Source organism: Flavobacterium sp. (assembly GCF_036515215.1).
GTDB lineage: Bacteria > Bacteroidota > Bacteroidia > Flavobacteriales > Flavobacteriaceae > Flavobacterium.
Window position 1 is genome coordinate 1 of sequence record NZ_DATBVQ010000087.1, and the last position, 23,739, is coordinate 23,739.

Genomic DNA, 23,739 nt, shown 5'->3' on the forward strand with positions numbered 1-23,739 from the left:
ATTATTGACGACAATAGTGGAGCGAAGCGCATCTATTCTAAAAATGCCGATTTCAATGGAAGCCGCAATCGAAATTGCAGGCAGAAGCAGGGGGACACCTCGCATCGCCAATGCCTTGTTGCGTCGCGTGCGCGATTTTGCACAGATAAAAGGGAACGGCACCATTGACATAGAAATAGCGAGATATGCTTTAAAAGCATTAAACGTCGATGCTCATGGTCTGGATGAAATGGACAACAAAATACTGACTACCATTATCGATAAATTCAAAGGTGGTCCGGTGGGACTGTCAACATTGGCAACAGCAGTTTCCGAAAGTAGCGAAACTGTGGAAGAAGTGTACGAGCCTTTCTTGATTCAGGAAGGGTTTATCATGAGAACGCCAAGGGGTAGGGAGGTCACCGACAAAGCCTACAAGCACCTTGGCAGGGTAAAAGCGAATGTGCAAGGCGGATTGTTTTAGTTTTTCTGGAGCTTTTTCCTGCTATCCGCTTCAATCTTGTGGGGCATATATGCCCGACCCACAAGGATTTCCGCTTCTATCAGGGCTAAATCGAACCCGTTAATAAGCACGTTATTTCTAAAACCGAACATACCCAATTTATCAAATCCGAAGCCAAACGTCTCGGATTTTTGGCTTGCGGTATATCCAAGGCGGGATTTCTTGAACAGGAAGCACCAAGGCTTGAAGATTGGCTGAACAAAAATCGTCAGGGTCAAATGAGCTATATGGAGAATAATTTTGACAAGCGACTCGATCCCACCTTGCTGGTCGATGACGCGAAAAGTGTCGTTTCCCTGTTGTTGAATTACTATCCGGAGCAACTTCAAAACCCGGATTCCTATAAGATTTCGAAATACGCTTACGGTCAAGATTACCATTCTGTTATAAAAGACAAATTAAAAGAGCTGCTTTTCTCTATTCAATCCACTATCGGTGAAGTTTCGGGTCGCGCTTTTGTGGATTCCGCCCCTGTTTTAGATAAGGCTTGGGCAGCCAAAGGCGGTTTGGGCTGGATTGGTAAAAACAGTAACTTATTGACGCAGAAAGTGGGCTCCTTTTACTTCATAGCGGAACTCATAATCGACTTGGCGTTGGATTATGATCACGCCACAACGGATCATTGCGGCAGCTGTACCGCCTGCTTGGATGCTTGCCCTACAGAAGCTATTGTGGCTCCTTACGTTGTGGATGGAAGCAAATGTATTTCCTATTTTACAATTGAGCTTAAAGAGAATATTCCAGCAGAAATGAAAGGGAAATTTGACGAATGGGCATTCGGCTGCGATATATGCCAGGATGTCTGTCCTTGGAACAAATTTTCAAAACCGCATAATGAACCGTTATTTAACCCGAATCCCGACCTGCTGTCAATGTCAAAAAAGGATTGGGAGGAAATTACTGAAGAAATCTTTAAAGCGGTCTTTAAAGACTCCCCTCTAAAAAGGACAAAATTTCAAGGCCTCAAAAGGAATGTTGACTTTTTAAAATAGTTTTATTGAAACTTAATTTTGGAGACAAGGGGTGAAAATCTTTTTTAGCGGATTCTCATAGATGATTCTCTAATAATGGTATTAGTTTCGAGCTCAATGGTTCTCGGGGTGAATGGAGTCCCTTCTTTATGGCATAGCATTTCTTCTAATAATAAGTTAAAAGCTTCCACACCCATTAAATGACTTGGTTGATCAACAGTACTCAGTTTTGGAGTCAGTACTTGTGACATAAACCAATTGCTAAATCCTATTACCGCCACTTGTTGAGGAACTTTTATTTTATTATCGTTAAAATAGGAAAGGACGCCCACCGCAACTAAATCCGTAATGGCAAATATGCCATCTACATCCGGATGTTCCTCTAAAATTTGTTTTGCAAAATCAATCCCTTCCTGAAAAGTAACACTTTCACAAGTGTAAACCAGCTTTGAATCAAAAGGTATTTTATTTTTTTCTAATGCTTTTTTATATCCAATGAAACGATCAATTGCATTTTGCGGATTTACTGGGCCACGAATATGTACAATTTTTTTACAACCTTGATCAATTAAATGTTGAACAGCTGCCATTGCCGCTTTTTGGTCATTTATTATAACTTTTGAACTGGGGATAAGTTTTGAAATTTTGTCAAATTGAACAAAAGGGATTTCTCTTTTGAGAATTTCTTTAATATGATTGTCGTCATTGGATTCATTTGAAAGAGACATGATAATTCCATCAACCCTTTTATTCATTAAAAGTTCCACTTGTTTTTTTTCTAATTCTAGAGATTCGTTAGATTGTAGGATAATAACTAAGTAGCCGTTCTTTTCAGCCTCGGCTATGATGCCATTAATTACACTTGAGAAAAAGTGATGTACAACCTCGGGAATGATTAAACCTATCGTTTTGGATTCCTTTGTTCTAAGGTTCACAGCAAAAGTATTAGGGCTATAATTAAGTTTTTGCGCTAAGTCAGTAACAGCTTTTTTAGTTTTAGGACTCACATCTGAATAATCTTTTAGTGCTTTTGAAACTGTTGTAATTGATATTCCTAAAGCTTCGGCAATCTCTTTTAGTGTTGTTGGTTTCATATCGTATATATGATTTTTTCTTTTTTACTGTTTCGAAAACGTTTTCGATACCACGAAAACGTTTTCGATTTCACAATTGCTAATGTGTTTTGAAATTAAATTTACATTTGACAATAATAACCAAAATAACTATTAATTTAACAATTCAATATTATGAAAAATTTTAATTTATTATTTAAAAATATAGGGCTGTTTGTAGCATTATTTTTTTTAAATATGTCTTTTTCGCAAAACAACAGCTTGTCAGGTGTTGTAGTCGAAGCAAATGGCTCCCCTATTCCAGGTGTGAATATTTCGATTTTAAATGCTAAATATAGCGCTTCTACTGACATTGACGGTAAATATTTTTTTAAATCTTTGCCTAAGGGTAGTACAACTATTGTGGCTACATATATTGGTTTCAAAACTATTGAAATGAAAATTAATATCAATGGAGATGTAGTTCAAAATATTACTATGGCTGAAGATGCAAATGTTCTTGATGATGTTGTGATTACGGGGGTTATTAACCCTAGAGCAAAAATTAAATCAAGTGTCTCGATCACCTCTTTGAATGTGAATCAAATTGAACAATCTGCACCAAGATCAACTGCTGAAATCTTTAGAACTATTCCAGGGATTCGATCAGAATCATCTGGAGGTGAAGGGAATTCGAATATCTCAGTTCGTGGTGTACCAATCTCTTCGGGGGGGTCTAAGTATTTACAGATTCAAGAAGACGGTTTGCCAGTATTATTGTTTGGTGATATTGCCTTTGCAACTGCCGATATTTTCACAAGATTTGATCGTAATGTAGCCAGAGTGGAAGCTATTCGTGGAGGTTCAGCATCTACATTGGCATCGAATTCTCCTGGTGGAATAATTAATTTTATTAGTAAAACAGGAAAAACAGAAGGGGGTTCATTAAGTACTACTTTTGGTTTAGATTATAACAATTTTAGAACAGACTTGGATTATGGAGCTAAAATTGGTGATGGATTGTATTTTCATGTAGGTGGCTTTTATAGAGCTGGTGAAGGTGTGAGAAATACTGGAGCTACTTCTAATAATGGGGGTCAGGTGAAATTTAATATTACTAAAGAATTTGAAAATGGTTCTGTAACTCTATATACTAAATTTTTGAACGATAAAGCCGTTGCTTATATGCCTATGCCAGTGAAAGTTTCTGGGACTAATGCAAATCCTACTTGGGGTAATGTTGACGGATATGACGCGACCAAAGGGGCGTTGCAATCGATATATTTAAATCATAATATTGGTCTTGGCCCTGATGGGGAATTACGAAGAGACAAAGTGTCTGATGGGATGAATCCAGTTTCAAAATCAATTGGGGCAAGTGCTAATTTTGATTTGAATGAAGGATGGAAAGTCTCTGATAATTTCAGGTATTCTTCTAATAGCGGTGGATTTATTTCTCCTTTTCCTTCTGAAGTAGCAAGCGCATCCGCTGTTGCAACTTCCTTTGGTGCAGGGTCTACGTTGAGTTACACTAACGATGGTTCCTCGTTCAACACGTCTAACGGGTTGGTTGCTAGAATTCATATGTTTGATACGCAATTGAATAACTTGGATAATTTCATGAATGATTTAAGAATCACTAAGAAATTTAATAAAGTTGGAGTTACTGCGGGATATTTTAAGTCAATTCAAAATATTTCGATGTCATGGCTATGGAATTCCTATTTACAAGAAGTGTCGGATAGTAATCCTCGTTTGTTAAACGTGTCAGATGTCGCAGGTAACTTATTGTCGGATAATGGGTTGTATGCTTACGGAACACCATTTTGGGGAAATTTAGCACGGAACTATGACACTCAATACAATGTTTCTGCGCCTTATATCAATATTTCTGTTGATGCTAGCGATAAATTATCATTTGAAGGAGGTTTGCGTTATGATATGGGCAAAGTTACTGGTTCATTTGCTGGTGGTGTTTCAACCACTTATGACATTAATAACAATGGTGATATTTCTGTGCCAGAGCAAAATGTATCTGCCATTGATAATGCTAATTCAACCGCAGTTGACTACGACTATGATTATGTTTCTTATACGTTAGGGGCTAACTTTTTGATTAATAGCGGACAATCTGTATTTGCTCGCATAAGCAGAGGGGCTTCTGCCAAAGCAGATCGTATTTTGTTTTCAGGTTTGGATTATTTAGATGGAAGTAAAATTAATGCTCTTGACTTTTTGACTCAAGCAGAAGTTGGTTACAAGCAAAAATTCTCTAATGGATATGTATATGCAACAGCTTTTCACTCTAAAACAGATGAGCAAGGGGGGTATGAGGCAACGTCTAATAGCATTATAAAAAACAACTACAAATCGTACGGTGTAGAATTAGAAACGGCTTATAACTTGAATGATAAACTAAGTGTACTTGGAGGCCTGACTTATACGAAAGCTGAGATTACTTCTGGTGATAATAATGGAAATGAACCAAGGAGACAGCCAAAATTGATGTATAATTTTATTCCGACATATAAATTTTCAGGTGGTAAAAACACATTTGGATTGAGTTTTATCGGGCAAACTAAGGCATTCGCACAGGATTCGAATCAATTAGTAATGAATGGATTTGTTATTGTAAATGGGTTTGTTGAAGTTGGAATTGCAAAAGGACTGTCCTTGAATCTTTCCGCCAACAATTTATTTGATAGTTTGGCAATAACAGAATCAGAGGAAGGAAATATTACTGAAAACGCCGTGAATTATATTAGAGCAAGGTCATTGACCGGAAGGTCATTGTCTATGGCTTTAAATTATAGATTTTAATTAGTTCAAAAATTGATTATTTTAAGTTGGTTAGCAATTCTCGCATCCATACGGGGTGCGGGGATTGTTTTTAAATCAAGGCGAATATGATGAATTTATAAATAAGAAAATAGGGAACCATGCTAAATAAGAAGAGTCTAAGTTTTTGGCAAATCATCAACATGAATGTTGGTTTTTTTGGTATTCAGTATAGCTTTGGTTTGCAACAAAGTGCTGTTAACCCAATTTATGATTTTCTTGGGGCTAGCCCAGATCAGTTACCCATTCTCAACCTTGCGGGCCCATTAACTGGATTATTGATTCAGCCCATTATTGGTGCAATGAGCGATAAAACCTGGTTGCCGAAGTTTGGTGGTCGACGAAAACCTTACTTTTTTATTGGCGCAATACTATGTAGCATTGCTTTGTTTCTTTTTCCTTTCAGTAGTTCGTTATGGATGGCAGCGGGCCTGCTTTGGGTGTTAGATGCTGGAAACAATACAGCTATGGAGCCCTATAGGGCTTTCATTGCAGACACACTCGAACCGTCGCAGCAGCCTACAGGATTTCAGGCTCAAAGTTTCTTCACGGGATTTGGACAAACTTTGGCAAATGTCTCGCTATTTATTTTTCCGTTAGTTTTTGTGGGTACAACGGGAAGATTACCTACTTGGGTTTTTGCTTCTTTTTTTCTTGGTGCTGTTTGTTCCATTGGATCTGTTTGGTGGAGTTCACATACCACCAAAGAAATTCCGCCTACCGAAGAAGAATTAGAAAAAATAAAAGCAGAGCCATTAGGCCTTTTCACACCGTTTACGGATATATTTTCGGCAATAAAAGACATGCCAAAAGTGATGTGGCAACTTTCACTGGTTTATTTGTTTCAATGGTATGCCTTGTTTTGTTACTGGCAAAATTCATCAAAAAGTATTGCGTTGTCAGTTTGGAATACAACTCCGCAAAAAGACATGAAGTTATATGGTGAAGCTGTAAGTTGGACAGGATTAGTAAACGGTTGGTATAATATAGTAACTTTTTTATGTGCTTTTGGGTTGGTTTATTTTGCGAGGAGATATTCGCCAAAGATGGTCCATTTTACTTGTTTATTGTTGGCGGCAATAGGTTTTTTAATATTTCCACATATTGAAAATAAATACCTGTTATTTCCCGCGATTACTGGTTTTGGAATTGGATGGGCAAGCATGATGGGAATTCCCTATTTAATGGTTATTAACAACATTCCAAAAGAACGCTATGGGGTTTACATGGGAATAATCAATATGATGATCGTAATTCCTATGTTTATTCAGACCATAACGTTTGGATACGTACTCAAACATTTTTTGAACAACGACCCTCGATTGGCAATTAGTTTTGCTGGAGTCTTGTTGATTATTAGCGCAGTGTGCACTTTATTTATTAAAACCAAAAAAGAAGAAGTAGGTGAGTGATTTAAATTATATGAAAGCGATTGAATTACTACAAAGAGCATCTTCATCTGAGGGTTTTCTGGCTAGTGCTCAAAACATTTCAAATTACAAAAGAGTTTGGGCTCGTGATGGTGTGATCTGCGGATTGGCCGCATTGGCTTCTGGTGATGAAGTGCTGATAGGAACTTTCCGTAAAACATTGGAAACGTTAGCCACAAATCAACATCGTAACGGAACGATACCGTCAAATGTTATGACAAATGGGGACGTTGTAGAAGTTAGTTATGGCGGACTGGCTGGAAGAGTGGATGCTGTTACATGGTTTATTATTGGGATTTGCCAATACGCTTTTTATAAAAATGATTTTGCTGTCGTGAAAAAATACAAAGGCAATATTCAGAAATGCCTGCGTCTTTTGGAAGCTTGGGAATTTAACAATAAAGGGCTTTTGTACGTACCATTGTCAGGTAATTGGGCCGATGAATACATTACAGACGGTTATGTGTTATACGATCAATTGCTCAGGGTTTGGGCTTTGAAAAGTTACAACCATTTTGTAAATGACAAATCAATCGCAAGCAAAATTGAGATAATAACGGGGCAAATTGAGATTAATTTTACTCCGAATTCAGTTGGTGAAAAATACCATGAACGAGCGTATAATGAAATTATCATGAAGAATTTCATGCCTTGTTCATTTTCTCCAGCGGGGTACAAAACGCAGTTTGATGCTTTTGCAAATTCATTGGCGTTGTACTTGAAGATTGGTTCTGAAGAGTTTCAAAATGCCATTGTCGACTATTCAATTGCACTGAAAAACGAGAGGCTATTACATCTTTTGCCGGCATTTTGGCCGCCAATTGAAGAAACTGACGTCGATTGGACCTTACTTAAAAATAATTGCAAATACGAATTCAGGAACTATCCATATGAATTTCATAACGGCGGCAGTTGGGCGATGGTTAATGGTTTTTTTGGATTGGCATTACTTAGTCAAGGAAAATCAGCGGAAGCAATTGAAGTTTTGGAAGCCATAAACAAAATAAACGCTATCGAAAACTATAGTTTTTATGAAAATTTCAATAGTAAAACAGGAGAGCAGAACGGTGTCCCGTTTTGTGCATGGAGTGCTGCAGCTGCAGTAATGTTGCGTCAAAGTATTGATGCTGATTTTAATTTTTTAATATAAAAAAATGGAAAAGTCTATAGATATAATTTGCGTGGGCGAAGTACTGATTGATTTTATAGGTCACCAAGTAAACACTTCAATAAATAGAACAAAAGACTATCATCGTTTTCTAGGAGGTTCGCCTACGAATGTAGCTGTGAATTCGGCTAGGCTGGGTTTGAAATCAGTTTTGGTGGCGACTTGTGGTGAAGATGGCTTGGGCGAATATATTATAAGGAAGTTGAAAGTAAATAATGTAATTACGAGTCATTTAAAACAAATTAATGCGGTGCCTACATCTGTTATTTTTGTTTCAAAATCAACAAGTACGCCTGATTTTATTCCATATCGGGAGGCAGATTATCATATTGACCAAAGTCAAATTCCGCAGGAGCTGTTAGAAAAAGCTAAAATTTTTCATACTACTTGTTTCGCCTTGAGTAAAAATCCAGCAAGAACGACAATCTTGGAGAGTGCCAAAAAAGCGAAAGCTTTAGGAGTGCAAACAAGCATTGACATTAATTTTTCTGAAAGGATTTGGCCTGATCGAGAAGAGGCTAAAGAGGTGTTAAAAGAATATTTGTCTACGGATCCATTTGTTAAACTTAGTGAAGATGATTGTTATAGACTTTTTGTGGAAGCAAAAACAGAAGATTTTATTTTCGAATATTTTCATGGATTGGGAGCCACTACAATATGTCTGACGAAAGGGAAAGACGGAGTGGTTTTGTCAGATAAAAAATCCGGGATTTATCATCAAAAGGCAATTCCAGTAAATGATGTTAAAGATGCTACCGGTGCAGGCGACGCTTTTTGGACAGGCTTTTTATATGCTCAATTGTTGAACAAGAACTTTGAGGAAACGATTACAATTGCTCAAAAGCTAGCTGTTTTAAAACTCCAAAATGTGGGAAGGCTTCCTGAAGGCGTTAATATTTCAGAGTTTTTAGATATAATTTAAATAAATAGAAGAAGTTTTTTTAAAAAAATTATCTTTCTATTAGTCGATTTATTTTATGCAGTTTTATTTTTTCGGCGAAACGCTCCTTTTCTACAATATTTTTTTTAACTTTATGGTCAACCAATTTTTATTAAGATGACTGTAAATCAATTATTAAGCGTAAAGGGAAACGAAGTGCACTCAATTGTTTCAACAATCACTGTATATGATGCGTTAAAAGTGATGGGTGAGAAAAATGTAGGAGCGGTTTTGGTAATTGAGGATAATGAACTAAAGGGGATTTTATCTGAGAGGGATTATGCGCGAAAAATTGCCCTGAAGGACAAGGCTTCCAAAGATACTTTAGTGCATGAAATTATGGAAAGAGATTTGGTTACGGTATTACCGACTGATGATTTGGATCATTGTATGGAATTGATAACAACAAAAAGAGTCAGGCATTTGCCAGTTTTGGTAGATAATTCGGTTGCCGGAGTCATCTCTATTGGTGATGTGGTAAAAGCAATCATAGAAATTCAAAAGAACACAATCGAATATTTGGACTCTTATATCCATGGGACCAAAGCATAATTTAAAGGAATCGTTTGTATAAAAAAGCTGCCAATTTGTGCAGCTGTTTTTTTTTCTATAGAAGGTTTTTTTGAATAAAAGAAAAGGATAAAAGCCTACTTTTTAAACCAAGTCTTATATCTTTGTAGGCTAGACAAAATCTAAAAAAATGAACAAGAATAGCAAGAGAAGAGAAGCGTTATTATATCATGCAAAACCAATTCCAGGTAAAATACAAGTTGTTCCCACAAAGAAATATGCAACACAAAGAGATCTGTCTTTGGCATACACTCCAGGAGTTGCCGAGCCTTGTTTGGAAATCGCAAAGGATGTTAATAATGTCTACAAATACACTGCAAAGGGGAATTTAGTGGCTGTAATAACAAACGGAACAGCAGTTTTAGGTTTAGGAGACATAGGGCCTGAGGCATCAAAGCCAGTTATGGAAGGGAAGGCATTATTGTTTAAAATATTTGCAGACATTGATGTTTTTGATATCGAAATAGATCTTAAAGATATTGACAAGTTTGTCGATACCGTAAAAGCGATCGCTCCAACATTTGGGGGGATTAATTTAGAGGATATTAAAGCTCCGGAATCATTTGAGATTGAGAGAAGGTTGGTTGAGGAATTAGACATTCCTGTGATGCATGATGATCAGCATGGGACCGCGATTATTTCGTCAGCAGCTTTGTTAAATGCACTTGAATTAGCCGATAAAGAAATTCAAAATGCTAAAGTAATTGTTTCGGGAGCCGGCTCTGCAGCCTTGGCCTGTGCCAATTTATACGTTTTGTTGGGGGTTAACCCCGTTAATATTACGATGTTTGATAAGGATGGTGCTCTTTCAGAAGAAAGAACAGATTTGTCAGTATTGCAACAAAAATACTCCGTTGGAAAAAAAGAGACCACCTTGGCTGAAGCCATAAAAAACGCGGATGTTTTCTTAGGCCTTTCCGCGGGAAACGTTCTCTCGGCTGAAATGCTATTGACTATGGCCGATAATCCCGTTGTTTTTGCAATGGCAAATCCAGTTCCGGAAATCGACTATCATTTGGCGATAGCGACTAGAAGTGATATTATTATGGCTACGGGAAGATCAGATTACCCTAATCAGGTTAACAATGTTCTTGGGTTTCCGTATATTTTCCGGGGCGCATTAGACGTTCGTGCAACCAAGATCAATGAAGCCATGAAAATGGCTGCGGTTAGGGCGCTTGCAGCTTTGGCTAAGGAACATGTTCCTGAACAAGTAAACATCGCCTATGGTGCTACAAAACTTATATTTGGGCGCGACTATATTATACCTTCGCCGTTCGACCCGAGATTGATCACAGTCGTTGCGCCAGCTGTAGCAAAAGCGGCAATGGATTCCGGAGTGGCTTTAAATCCCATTACGGATTGGAATAAATACGAAGAAGAACTTTTGGACCGATTGGGGAACGATAATAAGATGGTCCGTTTGATCACCAACAGAGCCAAAATAGACCCCAAAAGAATCATTTTTGCAGAAGCGGATCATTTGGATGTTCTTAAAGCAGCACAAATTGTCCTTGAAGAAGGGACTTGTTTGCCAATATTATTGGGGAACAAGGAAATCATCTTGGAACTCAAAAAAGAGTTGGGATTTGAGACTGAAGTTCCAATAATTGACACCAAAACTGACGAAGAGGACGCAAGAAGAAATAGATTTGCAAACACATACTGGGAGTCCAGAAAGAGACGTGGAATATCTTTATTAGATGCCCAAAAACTAATGCGAGAAAGAAATTTTTTCGCGGCAATGATGGTCAATGAAGGAGAAGCAGACGGATTAGTAACAGGGTATTCCAGAAGTTACTCTTCTGTAGTTAAGCCAATGTTGCAGCTTGTCCCTAAAGCTCCAGGGGCCTCTTTAGTAGCCACGACAAACATGATGATGACGGCACGAGGACCAATGTTCTTGTCTGATACAGCCATAAACATAAACCCAACAGCAATTGAATTAGCCAAAATTGCCATTATGACGGCCAAAACAGCCAAGATGTTTGGAGTGGAGCCAGTGATAGCAATGGTTTCATTTTCTAATTTTGGTTCTTCGACTGATGAGAATGCAACTAAAGTGAGAGAAGCGGTTGCTTACTTGCATGAACACCATCCAGACATGATTATCGATGGGGAAGTTCAGGCTGATTTTGCTTTGAACCAAGAGATGTTGAAGGAGAAGTTTCCATTCTCTAAATTGGCAGGGAAAAAAGTGAACACTTTAATTTTTCCTAATCTTGATTCGGCCAACATTACCTATAAACTGTTAAAGGAATTAAATAAGGTAGACTCGATTGGGCCAATTATGTTGGGTATGGGTAAACCTGTCCATATTTTCCAATTAGGTGCAAGTGTGGAGGAAATGGTTAACATGGCTACAATCGCTGTTATTGATGCCCAAGAAAAACAAAAGAAAAAAAGATAAATAGAATTAAAAAAGTTCCTTGCGTTTGCAAGGAACTTTTTTAATTCTAATAAAAAACGAAATATATACAGTATATTTATGATAACACATTTACAGGGAAAATTGGTTGAAAAAACACCAACGCAAGTCGTTATCGATTGTGGAGGAGTGGGGTATCACGTAAACATCTCATTGCATACCTATTCATTGCTTCCTAATACTGATTTTATAAAACTATTCACCCATCTTCAAATAAAAGAAGATGCGCACACGTTGTTTGGGTTTGTGGAGAAATCAGAAAGGGAGATTTTTAAAATGTTGTTGTCGGTTTCAGGTATTGGAGCGAGTATAGCTAGAACAATGTTATCTTCTTTAGATCCGAAGCAGATTACAAATGCGATTGCATCTGCAGACGTAATTACGATACAATCCATAAAGGGAATCGGAAGTAAAACGGCCCAAAGAGTGATACTTGACCTTAAAGATAAAGTGCTGAAATTATACGATTTAGATGAAGTTTCGATGTCGCAAAGCAATACAAACAGGGATGAGGCGTTATCTGCTTTGGAGGTCTTAGGGTTTGTTAGGAAAACTTCAGAAAAACTAGTTGAAAAAATCGTAAAAGAAGATCCGGAAGCTTCTGTTGAAGCAATTATTAAGAAAGCTTTAAAAAACTTATAAAAGAAACTTAAAAACACGAATTGTATGCGTAAGATTTGTATTTTTTTGCTGGTTTTATTTTGTGGTTTTGTATCGCATGCCCAGGTAAATGAAGAAGCCCAGGATACCGTAAAAACCGGTTTTTCTTTAGGAAAAGTCAAAATAAAGGACCCTCAAAGTATCCTCTCGGCCTATACCTATGATCCAGTGACGGATAGGTATATTTATACCAATTCAGTTGATGGGTTTTCCATTAATTACCCCATTATTTTAACTCCAAAAGAATATGAAAGTTTGGTATTGAAAGAATCCATGAGAGATTATTTCAAGAAAAAAACGGATGCAATTGACGGTAAGAAAGAAGGCAGTGAAGAGGCGAAAAAAGATTTGTTGCCCAAATACTACATAAACTCTAGCCTTTTTGAATCCATTTTTGGGAGCAATACAATAGATGTCAAGCCTACCGGTTCTGTGGAAATGGATTTAGGCGCTCGATACACAAAACAGGACAACCCCTCTTTTTCACCAAGAAACAGGTCCAATTTATCTTTTGATTTTAACCAAAGGATCAGTATGAGCTTAATGGGAAAAGTAGGCACGAGACTGAATGTAAATGCCAACTACGACACACAATCGACTTTTGCTTTTCAAAACTTAATCAAATTGGAATATGCCCCTTCAGAGGATGATATTATCCAGAAAATCGAAGTAGGAAATGTTAGTATGCCTCTGAATAGCTCACTGATTAGAGGGGCTCAAAGTTTATTTGGAGTGAAAACTCAATTACAATTCGGAAAAACTACCGTTACGGGCGTTTTTTCAGAACAAAAATCGCAAACTAAAAGTGTGGTGGCCCAAGGCGGAGGAACTATACAGGACTTTGATATGTTCGCTTTGGATTATGATAATGACAGGCATTTTTTCTTGTCTCAGTATTTTAGAAACAAGTATGACGCTTCTCTTAAAAACTACCCGTTCATTGACAGTAGGGTTCAGATTTCAAGATTGGAAATTTGGGTCACTAATAAGCAAACTCGTGTTAATACCAATTCGAATAACTTAAGAAATATCATTGCGCTTCAAGATTTAGGGGAAGCAAAGTTGACAGGTTTAAATGGTGTGGAATTAGAAAATATAGTGGCCGTGGATCCTATTCCTAATGGTTTTTTTAGAACTGCAACAAATTCTCCAACGGATAATACAAACAATAGATATGATCCAGCTTTAATAGATAATATTGATGGTTTGCTTAAAAATGAAATTCGTGAAATTGTAACGTCACAGGCTGGATTTAAGATAGATGTTAGTGAAGGTAGGGATTATTCGAAATTGGAGAATGCAAGGAAATTGACCCCGAATGAATATACATTTAATGCCCAATTAGGATATATTTCGTTGCAACAAAGATTGGCTAACGATGAGATTTTGGCGGTTGCCTACCAATACACAATTGGAGATCAAGTGTATCAGGTTGGAGAGTTTGGAAGCGATGGGATAGATGCAACGGTTGTTACCGGAACAGACGCTTCTCGTGCGATCATAACCCAAAGTTTGATTTTGAAAATGTTGAAGAGCAACCTGACTAATGTCAAAAATCCAGTTTGGAATTTGATGATGAAAAACATTTATCAAATCCCCGGTGCTTATCAGGTGAAACAGGAAGATTTTAGGTTTAATATTCTTTACACTGATCCGTCGCCTTTAAATTATATTACGGAAGTTTCAGGGAGTCCATTTCCGCCCAGCCCATCTCCAGATAATAGAGTCGCGGAAACCCCCTTGCTTAAGGTGTTTAATTTAGACAAACTGAATTATAATAATGACCCCCAAACTGGAGGTGATGGTTTTTTCGATTTTATGCAAGGCATAACTGTTGATTCTCAATATGGCCGAATAATTTTCACCACCAAGGAACCTTTTGGAGAATTGTTGTTTTCTAAATTGTCAAATGGCACTGAGGATTATAATAACGAGAGTAGTTATAACCTAAATCAAAAGAAATACGTGTTCAGAAACATGTACCGCAATACACAATCAGGTGCATTGCAGGATAGTGATAAGAATAAATTCCTTTTAAGGGGTAAATACAAATCGTCAGCTGGTGACGGGATACCTATCGGGGCATTTAATGTGCCAAGAGGTTCTGTTGTGGTTACCGCTGGAGGAAGAATATTGGTTGAAGGTGTAGATTATAGTGTGAACTATCAGCTGGGAAGGGTTCAAATATTGGATCCGTCTTTGCAGGCGTCCAACACGCCCATTAATGTTTCATTGGAAAACAACTCCATTTTTGGTCAGCAAACCAGACGGTTTGTGGGGGTCAACGTGGAACATAAAATTTCGGACAATTTTTTGGTGGGAGGTACTTTCTTGAAGATGACCGAAAAGCCATTCACCCAGAAATCAAGTTTTGGTCAGGAATCGGTGAACAATACTATTTTTGGATTCAACGGTAATTATTCAACGGAGGTTCCTTTCTTGACGCGATTGGTTAATAAATTGCCAAACTTAGATACTGATGTACCTTCAAATCTTTCGATAAGGGGAGAAATTGCCTTTTTGAAACCAGATTCCCCAAAAGCAGATCAGTTTGAAGGAGAATCAACCATTTACGTTGATGATTTTGAAGGGTCTCAATCTACCATTGATATGCGTTCAGCCTACGCTTGGAGTCTTTCTTCAACACCAGACAGAAATGCACGAAGCGCTTATGATTTCAATGCAAATGCAAATGATTTGAGTTATGGTTTTAAAAGGGCCAAACTAGCTTGGTATTCGATTGATCCCGTTTTTTATACCCAAAAACCCGCTGGAATTACAAATAATGATTTGTCTTTCAATAGCACCCGACGCATATATAGCGAAGAACTGTACCCTTTAACGGATATTGCTCAAGGACAATCGCAAGTTATCAATACTTTGGACTTAAGTTACTACCCTTCAGAGAGAGGACCTTATAATAACAACACGAATTTTGAGGCTACCCCTGCCGATAATTTTGGGGGCATTATGCGGTCGTTGAACTCTACGAATTTCGAACAAGGGAATGTGGAATATATACAGTTTTGGGTTCTAGACCCATATGTAGGGATAGGTAAGATTCCTCAAAATAATACGGGCAAAATCTATTTCAATCTTGGGGAAATATCCGAAGATGTTTTGAAAGATGGAAGAAAGCAATATGAAAACGGACTTGGACCTGATCAAATATTGGTAAACCCCAGACCAATTTGGGGTGACGTTCCCGCTTCACAATCTTTAATATATGCCTTTGACGCCAACGCAGCCAACAGGACCAATCAGGATATTGGTTTGGATGGTTTGGCTAATGCCAATGAGGGAGCAGTTTATAATAATTATGCTTCTGAACCAGATCCGGCGGCAGATGATTACAACTATTATTTGAATACTTCGGGCAGCATCTTGGAGCGCTATAAAAATTATAACGGAGTCGATGGAAACTCGGTGGTTGACATTAATAATCCCAATAGAGGGTCATCGACGGTTCCGGATGTAGAGGATATCAATAGGGATAACACGATGAATACGATCAATGCCTATTATGAATATAGCATTGACGTTCAGCCAAACATGGCAATTGGTCAAAATTACATTACGGATATAAGAAACACACAAGTAACATTAGCTAACGGGGAAGTTACGGATTCGCGATGGATTCAGTTTAAGGTACCTGTTACGCAACCGGAAAACACGATTGGAACTATCTCTGATTTTAGATCGATACGTTTTATGAGGATGTTCATGACTGGATTTAATCAAGAGGTGACGGTTCGTTTTGGCGCTTTAGATTTAGTTAGGGGAGAATGGAGAAGATTTACCAATACGCTTGATTTTAAAGATGCAGATGTAACAGATGACAGGACTGACTTGGATGTGTTGGCCGTAAATGTTCAAGAAAATGGTGATAGATGTCCAGTAAATTATATAGTGCCTCCAGGAGTGCAACGTGAACAATTGTATAATAACAATACGCTTATAAATCAAAATGAACAATCATTATCATTAAGAGTTTCAGGAGATGGCCTCGAGCCTGAAGATTCTAGAGCCGTTTTTAAAAATGTAAGTATTGACATGCGTCAATTCAAAAAGTTAAAAATGTTTCTGCACGCTGAGTCTTTGCCAAATGAAATTGCACTTAGGGATGACCAAATGGTCGGTTTTATTCGTTTTGGAAATGATTTTACGCAAAACTTCTACCAGATCGAAATTCCTTTGAAAGTAACAACGCCTTCATCTACAACAGATACGAATTGTTCTGCGTTGAGCGCTGAACTGGTTTGGCCAGAAGCCAATGAAATAGATTTGTCGTTGGCATTGTTGACTCAGTTGAAAATTCAGTCGATGAGTGTTGATTTAAGCACTTTGCCTCTGGATGGAATCTATTATCAAAATGAAGACGAACTTAACCCCGCATTGGCTAACAAACCCAATAAATTGAGATTAGGGATTAAAGGAAACCCTAATTTCGGACTGGTTCGAACTTTGATGGTTGGTGCAAAAAGCAATGAAACGCATCAGGACATCAAAGGGGAAGTCTGGTTCAATGAACTCCGTTTGGCCGACATGGATAATCATGGCGGAATGGCAGCCGTTTTAAGCATAGATTCAAATCTTGCTGATTTTGCCACTGTTTCGGCCACAGGAAAGAAAAGCACGATTGGTTTTGGGGCATTGGAAGAAGGGCCAAACGAGAGAAGACGCGAGGATATTCAACAATATAACATTGTCACCAATGTGAATTTGGGCAAAATGTTGCCGGTTAAATGGGGTATTAATTTGCCTTTTAATTACGCTATTGGCGAAGAAACGATAACCCCGGAATATGATCCTTTTAATCAGGATATCAAACTAAAACAGCTATTGGACAACACCACCGATGCTGAACTGAAAGACAATATCACCAATAGAGCGGTAGATTACACAAAACGTACCAGCATCAATTTTATCGGTGTTAGAAAGCAAAGAAACCCTGAGCAAAAGCAACATGTTTACGACCCGGAAAACTTCACTTTTTCTCAATCCTATAACAAAGTGGAACGACATGATTTTGAAATTGACGATTATCTGGACCAGCAAGCAAATTCATCTGTTGATTATGCATACAGTTTTCAACCGAAACTGGTAGAGCCTTTCAAAAAATCGGAGTTCATGAAAAAGAGTAACTATTTGAAACTACTTAGTGATTTCAATTTTAACTATTTGCCTTCTAATATCTCGTTTAACTCTAATATCAATAGGCAGTACAACCGCCAACAATTTAGACAGGTAGATGTGCAGGGTATTGGACTTGATCCTTTATACAGAAGAAACTTTTCGTTTAATTACCAGTATGGTTTTAATTATAATCTAACTAAGGCTTTAAAATTGAGTTATACGGCCTCGTCCAGTAACATCGTTAAAAACTATTTAAATGAAGATAACGAGCCTATAGACAGTTTCTCGATCTGGGATAGCTATTGGGATATCGGAGACCCTAACCAGCACATGCAGCAGTTGATTGTGAATTATGAAATCCCTATTAACAAAATTCCGGTATTCAGTTTTATAAAAGCTAATTATTCGTACACGGGTGATTACAGCTGGCAACGTGCTTCAAATGCTCTGTCACGAATAGAGATAGAAGGAACGTCTTATAATTTAGGGAACACTGTTCAGAATGCGCGTTCTAATACTTTGAATTCAAGTTTCAATATGGATATGTTGTATAAATATTTGGGGATTTCGTCCGGCGGTAAAAAGGCAGCTGCCAAACCAAAGACAGCGGCTCCTAAACCTGGAGAAAAAGTGGTGAATACCGCAGCTAAGCCTCAAGAGAATGACAATCAGTTTGTTGATGGATTGTTGGGCGTATTAACCAGTGTGAAAAACGTTCAAATTAATTATACGGAGAACAGTGGTACTGTTTTGCCAGGATATACTCCAGGCGTAGGTTTTCTTGGGTCGTCTAGACCTTCATTAGGGTTTATTTTTGGAAGCCAAGACGATGTGAGATACGAGGCGGCTAAAAACGGATGGCTAACCGATTATCAGGATTTCAACCAAAATTTCTCGCAAGTAATAAATAGAATGTTTAAAGCCACTGCAAATGTCGATTTGTTTCCGGATTTTAAAATTGATTTGACGGCAGACCGTTCTTATTCCAAGAATTTTTCAGAACAGTATGATATTTTTGAGGGTCAATATAATCCGCGTTCGCCATATACTTACGGTCTTTTTTCAATATCGACGGTTTTAATAAAAACGTCTTTTTCAGCAAGTGACGAAAATGCTTCTGCGCCATTTGATGATTACAGGAATAATAGACTTGAAGTTGCTAATCGATTGGCAATTGATCGCCAAAAATATGATTCATCTTATGATCCAACTATTATTGATGCGGATGGATTCCCTAAAGGATACGGAAAAAATAATCAAGCAGTGTTGTTGCCGGCCTTTTTGGCGGCTTATTCAGGAAGCGACGCGTCTGGCGTTTCGTTAGGGATTTTCAGGAGTTTTCCAATACCGAACTGGTCAGTTAAGTATAGCGGATTAATGCGATATGATTTATTTAAAAGAAATTTCAAAAGATTTTCTTTGCAGCATAATTATAGGGCTTCATATACAATTAATCAATATCGATCTAATTTTGATAAAACTCTTAATGGGGTGGATGCTAGTGGCAACTTTTTTAATAAAACCATTATGTCGAATGTCAATCTAGTGGAACAATTCGGTCCGCTGATCAGAATGGATTTTGAATTGAAAAGTTCCCTGAAAATACTTACCGAGATCAAAAAAGACAGAGCTTTGTCCATGAGTTTTGACAATAACTTATTGACGGAAGTGAAAGGAATTGAATATGTTGTAGGGCTTGGATATCGCTTTAAGGACGTGATCTTTTCTTCGCGATTGGCGGATAATCCAACAGGCATAATTAAAGGGGACATTAATATGAAAGCTGATTTTTCCTATCGTAATAATCAAACGATAGTTCGATATTTGGATTACGATAACAATCAATTGGCGGGCGGGCAAAACATTTGGTCTTTGAAGTTGACGGCTGATTATTCTTTCAGTAAAAACCTTACGGCTATATTCTATTATGACCATTCATTTTCCAAAGCAGTAATATCAACGTCATTCCCGCTAACGAACATCCGGTCCGGATTTACGCTGCGCTATAATTTTGGGAATTAAATTATAGAATCTAAACTATATTTGAATAGAAGATTGTTACATTTGCCGAACATTAATTCAATTATCAATTATCAATAGTATTTATTATGAATATACCTGCAAATTTAAAGTACACTAAAGATCACGAATGGGTTAGCCTAGAAGGTGATGTGGCAACGGTAGGGATTACCCATTTTGCTCAAAAAGAATTAGGGGATATCGTTTATGTTGAAGTGGAAACATTAGACCAAACTCTTGAAAAAGATGAGGTTTTTGGTACAGTTGAGGCAGTAAAAACAGTTTCTGATTTGTTTCTTCCAGTAGCGGGAGAAATTGTAGAATTTAATGACGCCTTGGAAAGCACCCCGGAAGCAGTGAATGCAGATCCGTATGGTGCCGGTTGGATGATAAAAATTAAAATTTCAAATGTTGCGGATTATGATTCGTTACTTTCAAGTGAGGCTTACAAAGAATTGATTGGTGCTTAAACAAATTTTATTTTGGGCTGCCGTATTGTGGACAGGAATCGTTTTCACCCTTTGTTTAGTCCAGTCGAACAGTCTTCCGGTAATAAGCATTGCGAATCTTGACAAATATATTCACGCTTTTTTTCATTTCGTCTTTACGGCACTGTGGTTTTTATTTTTAATAAGCCATTCGGAAAAGAAAAATATTTTTATGCCATTAATGATTGCATTCATGCTTTCCGTTTTTTTTGGAGTAGCAATTGAAGTGCTGCAAGGGCTATATACAACTACCAGAAGGGAAGATGCCCTTGATGTTGCGGCGAACATTTCAGGTGCAACTTTGGCCGTTTTTATGATCGTCATGTATTATAGAATTAAACCCATAGATAAAAAATAAAATCCTGCTTCGGCGGGATTTTTTGGTTTAAGTAACAATTTTTTTTTATTCATTATTTAATTTATTGGCTGATTGGATTAGTTTTATTTAATCACTAAATTGGCGCTTTAAGAATTGTGATTTATCAATAATTTTCGTTGGTCAAAAGTAAATGTCTGTATCAAACTGATGCGTATTCAATATGCGTTTTTGTGGACCAATGATTGTCATTGTCGTGAAACTAATAAAACAATGAACATCAAACAATATTTAGATTCGACCTATTTAAAAACGGCCATTCAGGCTGAACTTAACGAAAGCCAAAATCTGGCTGTCGTTAAAAAATTCATCCAAGAAGCCATTGATGAAAAATTCAAGCTTATTATGATTCGGCCCGATATGGTTTCCATGGCCAGAAACATGATTACTGATGCTAATTCGAATGTCGAAATAGGAACGGTAATCGATTTTCCGGAAGGAAAGTCAGGAGTTGAGGACAAACTTACCGAAGCGAATCAGGCGATTCAGGATGGTGTTGATGATTTGGATTTTGTCTGCAATTATTGGGCATTCAAGGAAGGGAATGTTGACTTGGTAAAAGAAGAGATTCTAAAATGTACGCAACTAGGGCTGGAAAACAACAAAGTTGTTAAGTGGATCATTGAAGTTGCAGCATTAAATGAGAAGCAAATCGTGCAATTGTCCGCTTTGGTGAAAAATGTTGTCGTTTCTAATTTTAAAGAGAAAGATTATGCTTCCGTCTTCGTGAAATCGTCAACGGGATTTTATAAAACTGAAAACGAATTGCCTAACGGCACAACAGTTTCATCCATAATATTGATGTTAGAAAACGCATCGCCACTTCCCGTAAAAGCTGCGGGTGGTGTAAGGACTTATCAAGAGGCTTTGGAAATGATTCGTTTAGGTGTAAAACGAATAGGCACATCCGGTGCAAAGGCAATCGCCAGCGGGGAAAGCACACAATCAGGGTACTAAACTTTCAATCAAAAGCAACATGACAAAAGGTTTGTTAATTTTATGTTTATCATTTTTTTCTTTTTTTTCCTATTCCCAAAACGGAAATAATAATTCACCTCAATCAAATTTGCCTGAGCGATTTCCTGTCTTTCCTAAATGTGAAAACTTAGAGTCGACAGCATTGGAGAAGTGTTTTTACAATGAAGTGCAGGACTTGGTTTTTCAAAACTTTGTTGTGCCGGAAAATCTGATGAAAAACAATTTTCAGGGAAGTGTAAAGGTGCTTTTTGAAGTGGACAGTAATGGGGTTTTTAAAGTGATTTATGTCAACGCGGTCGACGAGGATTTAATAGCGGAAGCGAAAAGGGTTTTTGCGAAGTTCCCGAAAATCACTCCAGCTACCTACAACGGAAAGCCGACGTATGCGCAGTACAATATCACGTTCTCCATTCCGTTGAAGAACTCAGAAACAATCGCAGCGGAAGCACTTGCGCGTGTTGATGTTTTGCAAAACACTACAAAACAGCTTACGGAACTTGATAGTATAGTCTATAAAAAGTATAATAATCCTGAGTTTGAAAGTCATCTAAACATTCCATTTTCGCATAGTTATTATGCGCAGTTTGACGCTTCTTTAAATCAAGTGGGCAGTAACAATCACACCGCCTCAAAGCCGTATACTTATCTGGAGGTTGCCAAATATTATGATCTTAAGGCAGTCAATGAAAAACTTAAGAAAAAGGTGTCCGGTTGGTGGGCCAGAAAATTATGGAATGAAAATGCTGTCGAAATCCAAGGGGAAGATTATTGGTTTACTTTAAACCCGATTTTGGATTTGCAACTTGGTAAAGCTTCACATAGCGATGTGTCTTATACTTATGTGAACACCCGTGCGCTTAATTTCCGTGGGGGTTTGGGCGACAAACTTAATTTCACAACGACTGTTTTTGAAAGTCAGGGGCGTTTTGCTGATTATTTTAACCGTTATGCTGAGTCGATACGACCGGCTGGAGGCAACCCGGCGATTATTCCCGGGATTGGAATCGCTAAAGATTTCAAGACGGATTCGTATGATTTTCCTTTGGCGGAAGCCAATATCACTTTTGCTCCAAGCAAGCATATCGATGTGCAATTGGGTTATGGCAGAAATTTTATTGGTGACGGATACCGTTCTTTATTCGAAAGTGACGGCGCCAGTCCGTATCCGTATTTTAAAATAAACACTAATTTTTGGAAAATCAAATACACCAATACCTATATGTGGTTAAAGGATGTACGTCCGGAAGTTACTCTGGAAAGAACGTATGCGACGAAATTTATGGCAAACCATTATTTGAGTTGGAATGTGTCCAATAAATTGAATATCGGTTTGTTTGAATCGGTGATTTGGACAAATACGAACGACAGGGGTTTTGATGTCAGTTTCGTTAATCCTATTATCTTTTATAGGTCCGTCGAGTTTGCTTCATCAGCCAGGACCGGAAATGCGTTATTAGGTCTTTCCTATAAGTATAAATGGAGTAACCAAATCAATTTCTATGGGCAATTTCTTTTGGATGAATTTTCTCTTGGGGATGTCAAAAGTGGCGATAACAGTTGGAAAAATAAATTCGGATACCAGCTAGGCGTTAAGTATTACAATGCATTTCATGTTGATAATTTGTTGTTGCAACTGGAATACAATCACGTGCGTCCCTATGTGTATTCACATAGTGTACCTATTACTAATTACGGTCATAACAATCAGAACATAGGACATCAGTGGGGCGGAAATTTCAAGGAGCTGATCGCAATTGCCCGCTATCACGAAGGTAGATATTTTGCCGATGTAAAAATAACCGCGGGTACACGCGGGCTGGATTTTGACACTGCCGAAGACAGTTATAACTACGGAGGGAACATCTACAAGGATTATGATGAAAATAGACCTTTTGATGCGGGGGTAAAGGTAGGACAAGGGAATAAAACGGCCGTTTTTATAGCCGATATTCAGGCTGGCTATTTGATCAATCCCGCAACTAATTTAAAACTGTTCGGAAGTTATATATACAGGAGTTTTGACCCTACTATGAATACGGCCACCACTTTTAATCAGAGTACGAACTGGTTCACATTGGGATTGAGGGCGGACGTTTTTAATTGGTATTTTGATTATTAGGGTACTGTCCTGAAATTCAAATGGCTTCAATGATAAATTGAATCGTCGATTTTGTAGTTGCAGG

At 37.8% G+C, this 23,739-nt stretch carries 15 protein-coding genes; 14 read left to right on the plus strand and 1 reads right to left on the minus strand.

Annotated elements, in window-relative coordinates; all coding sequences use genetic code 11:
• The coding region (locus VIH09_RS06155; protein WP_331578953.1) for a Holliday junction DNA helicase RuvB C-terminal domain-containing protein at positions 1 to 463 on the plus strand (463 nt) is incomplete at its 5' end.
• 113 nt (positions 464 to 576) lie between these two features.
• Positions 577 to 1,494, plus strand: coding sequence for a tRNA epoxyqueuosine(34) reductase QueG (queG, locus tag VIH09_RS06160; protein ID WP_331578998.1), 918 nt, complete (start codon positions 577 to 579; stop codon positions 1,492 to 1,494).
• Positions 1,495 to 1,538: 44 nt separating this feature from the next.
• On the opposite strand, the gene VIH09_RS06165 is transcribed toward queG, so the two are convergent.
• Positions 1,539 to 2,567, minus strand: coding sequence for a LacI family DNA-binding transcriptional regulator (locus tag VIH09_RS06165; protein ID WP_331578955.1), 1,029 nt, complete (start codon positions 2,565 to 2,567; stop codon positions 1,539 to 1,541).
• Between the two features lie 153 nt (positions 2,568 to 2,720).
• Here VIH09_RS06165 and VIH09_RS06170 point away from each other — a divergent pair, with 153 nt between their 5' ends.
• The 12 genes from VIH09_RS06170 (at position 2,721) to VIH09_RS06225 (ending at position 23,675) form a co-directional block, all read left to right on the plus strand.
• Positions 2,721 to 5,345, plus strand: a complete 2,625-nt coding sequence (locus VIH09_RS06170) for a TonB-dependent receptor domain-containing protein (protein ID WP_331578957.1) — start codon at positions 2,721 to 2,723, stop codon at positions 5,343 to 5,345.
• A 119-nt stretch (positions 5,346 to 5,464) separates the two neighbouring features.
• Positions 5,465 to 6,775 carry an MFS transporter gene (locus VIH09_RS06175; protein ID WP_331578959.1) on the plus strand — a complete coding sequence of 437 codons (1,311 nt, stop codon included), beginning with the start codon at positions 5,465 to 5,467 and terminating at the stop codon, positions 6,773 to 6,775.
• Complete coding sequence (locus VIH09_RS06180) at positions 6,768 to 7,943, plus strand: glycoside hydrolase 100 family protein (RefSeq protein WP_331578961.1); 1,176 nt, start codon at positions 6,768 to 6,770, stop codon at positions 7,941 to 7,943. The genes VIH09_RS06175 and VIH09_RS06180 overlap by 8 nt, the downstream gene beginning before the upstream one ends.
• Before the next feature lie 4 nt (positions 7,944 to 7,947).
• On the plus strand, positions 7,948 to 8,883 hold the full coding sequence (locus VIH09_RS06185; protein ID WP_331578963.1) for a carbohydrate kinase family protein: 936 nt from the start codon (positions 7,948 to 7,950) through the stop codon (positions 8,881 to 8,883).
• A 135-nt stretch (positions 8,884 to 9,018) separates the two neighbouring features.
• Positions 9,019 to 9,453 carry a CBS domain-containing protein gene (locus VIH09_RS06190; protein WP_331578965.1) on the plus strand — a complete coding sequence of 145 codons (435 nt, stop codon included), beginning with the start codon at positions 9,019 to 9,021 and terminating at the stop codon, positions 9,451 to 9,453.
• A 148-nt stretch (positions 9,454 to 9,601) separates the two neighbouring features.
• Positions 9,602 to 11,881: an NADP-dependent malic enzyme gene (locus VIH09_RS06195; RefSeq protein ID WP_331578968.1), complete on the plus strand. Its 2,280-nt coding sequence runs from the start codon at positions 9,602 to 9,604 to the stop codon at positions 11,879 to 11,881.
• Between the two features lie 78 nt (positions 11,882 to 11,959).
• Positions 11,960 to 12,541 (plus strand): Holliday junction branch migration protein RuvA, encoded by a 582-nt coding sequence (gene ruvA / locus VIH09_RS06200; protein ID WP_331578970.1) that lies wholly within the window; start codon positions 11,960 to 11,962, stop codon positions 12,539 to 12,541.
• A gap of 24 nt (positions 12,542 to 12,565) precedes the next feature.
• Positions 12,566 to 19,717 carry a cell surface protein SprA gene (sprA, locus tag VIH09_RS06205; protein WP_331578972.1) on the plus strand — a complete coding sequence of 2,384 codons (7,152 nt, stop codon included), beginning with the start codon at positions 12,566 to 12,568 and terminating at the stop codon, positions 19,715 to 19,717.
• A gap of 86 nt (positions 19,718 to 19,803) precedes the next feature.
• Entirely contained in the window at positions 19,804 to 20,184 is a 381-nt protein-coding gene (gcvH, locus tag VIH09_RS06210; protein ID WP_331578974.1) for a glycine cleavage system protein GcvH, read from the plus strand.
• The gene (locus VIH09_RS06215; RefSeq protein WP_331578976.1) at positions 20,177 to 20,560 is read left to right on the plus strand and encodes a VanZ family protein; all 384 of its coding nucleotides are present in this window, start codon (positions 20,177 to 20,179) and stop codon (positions 20,558 to 20,560) included. The genes gcvH and VIH09_RS06215 overlap by 8 nt, the downstream gene beginning before the upstream one ends.
• Positions 20,561 to 20,791: 231 nt before the next feature.
• Positions 20,792 to 21,535: a deoxyribose-phosphate aldolase gene (gene deoC / locus VIH09_RS06220; RefSeq protein WP_331578978.1), complete on the plus strand. Its 744-nt coding sequence runs from the start codon at positions 20,792 to 20,794 to the stop codon at positions 21,533 to 21,535.
• Positions 21,536 to 21,554: 19 nt separating this feature from the next.
• Entirely contained in the window at positions 21,555 to 23,675 is a 2,121-nt protein-coding gene (locus tag VIH09_RS06225) for an energy transducer TonB (RefSeq protein WP_331578980.1), read from the plus strand.
• Positions 23,676 to 23,739 lie beyond the last annotated feature (64 nt).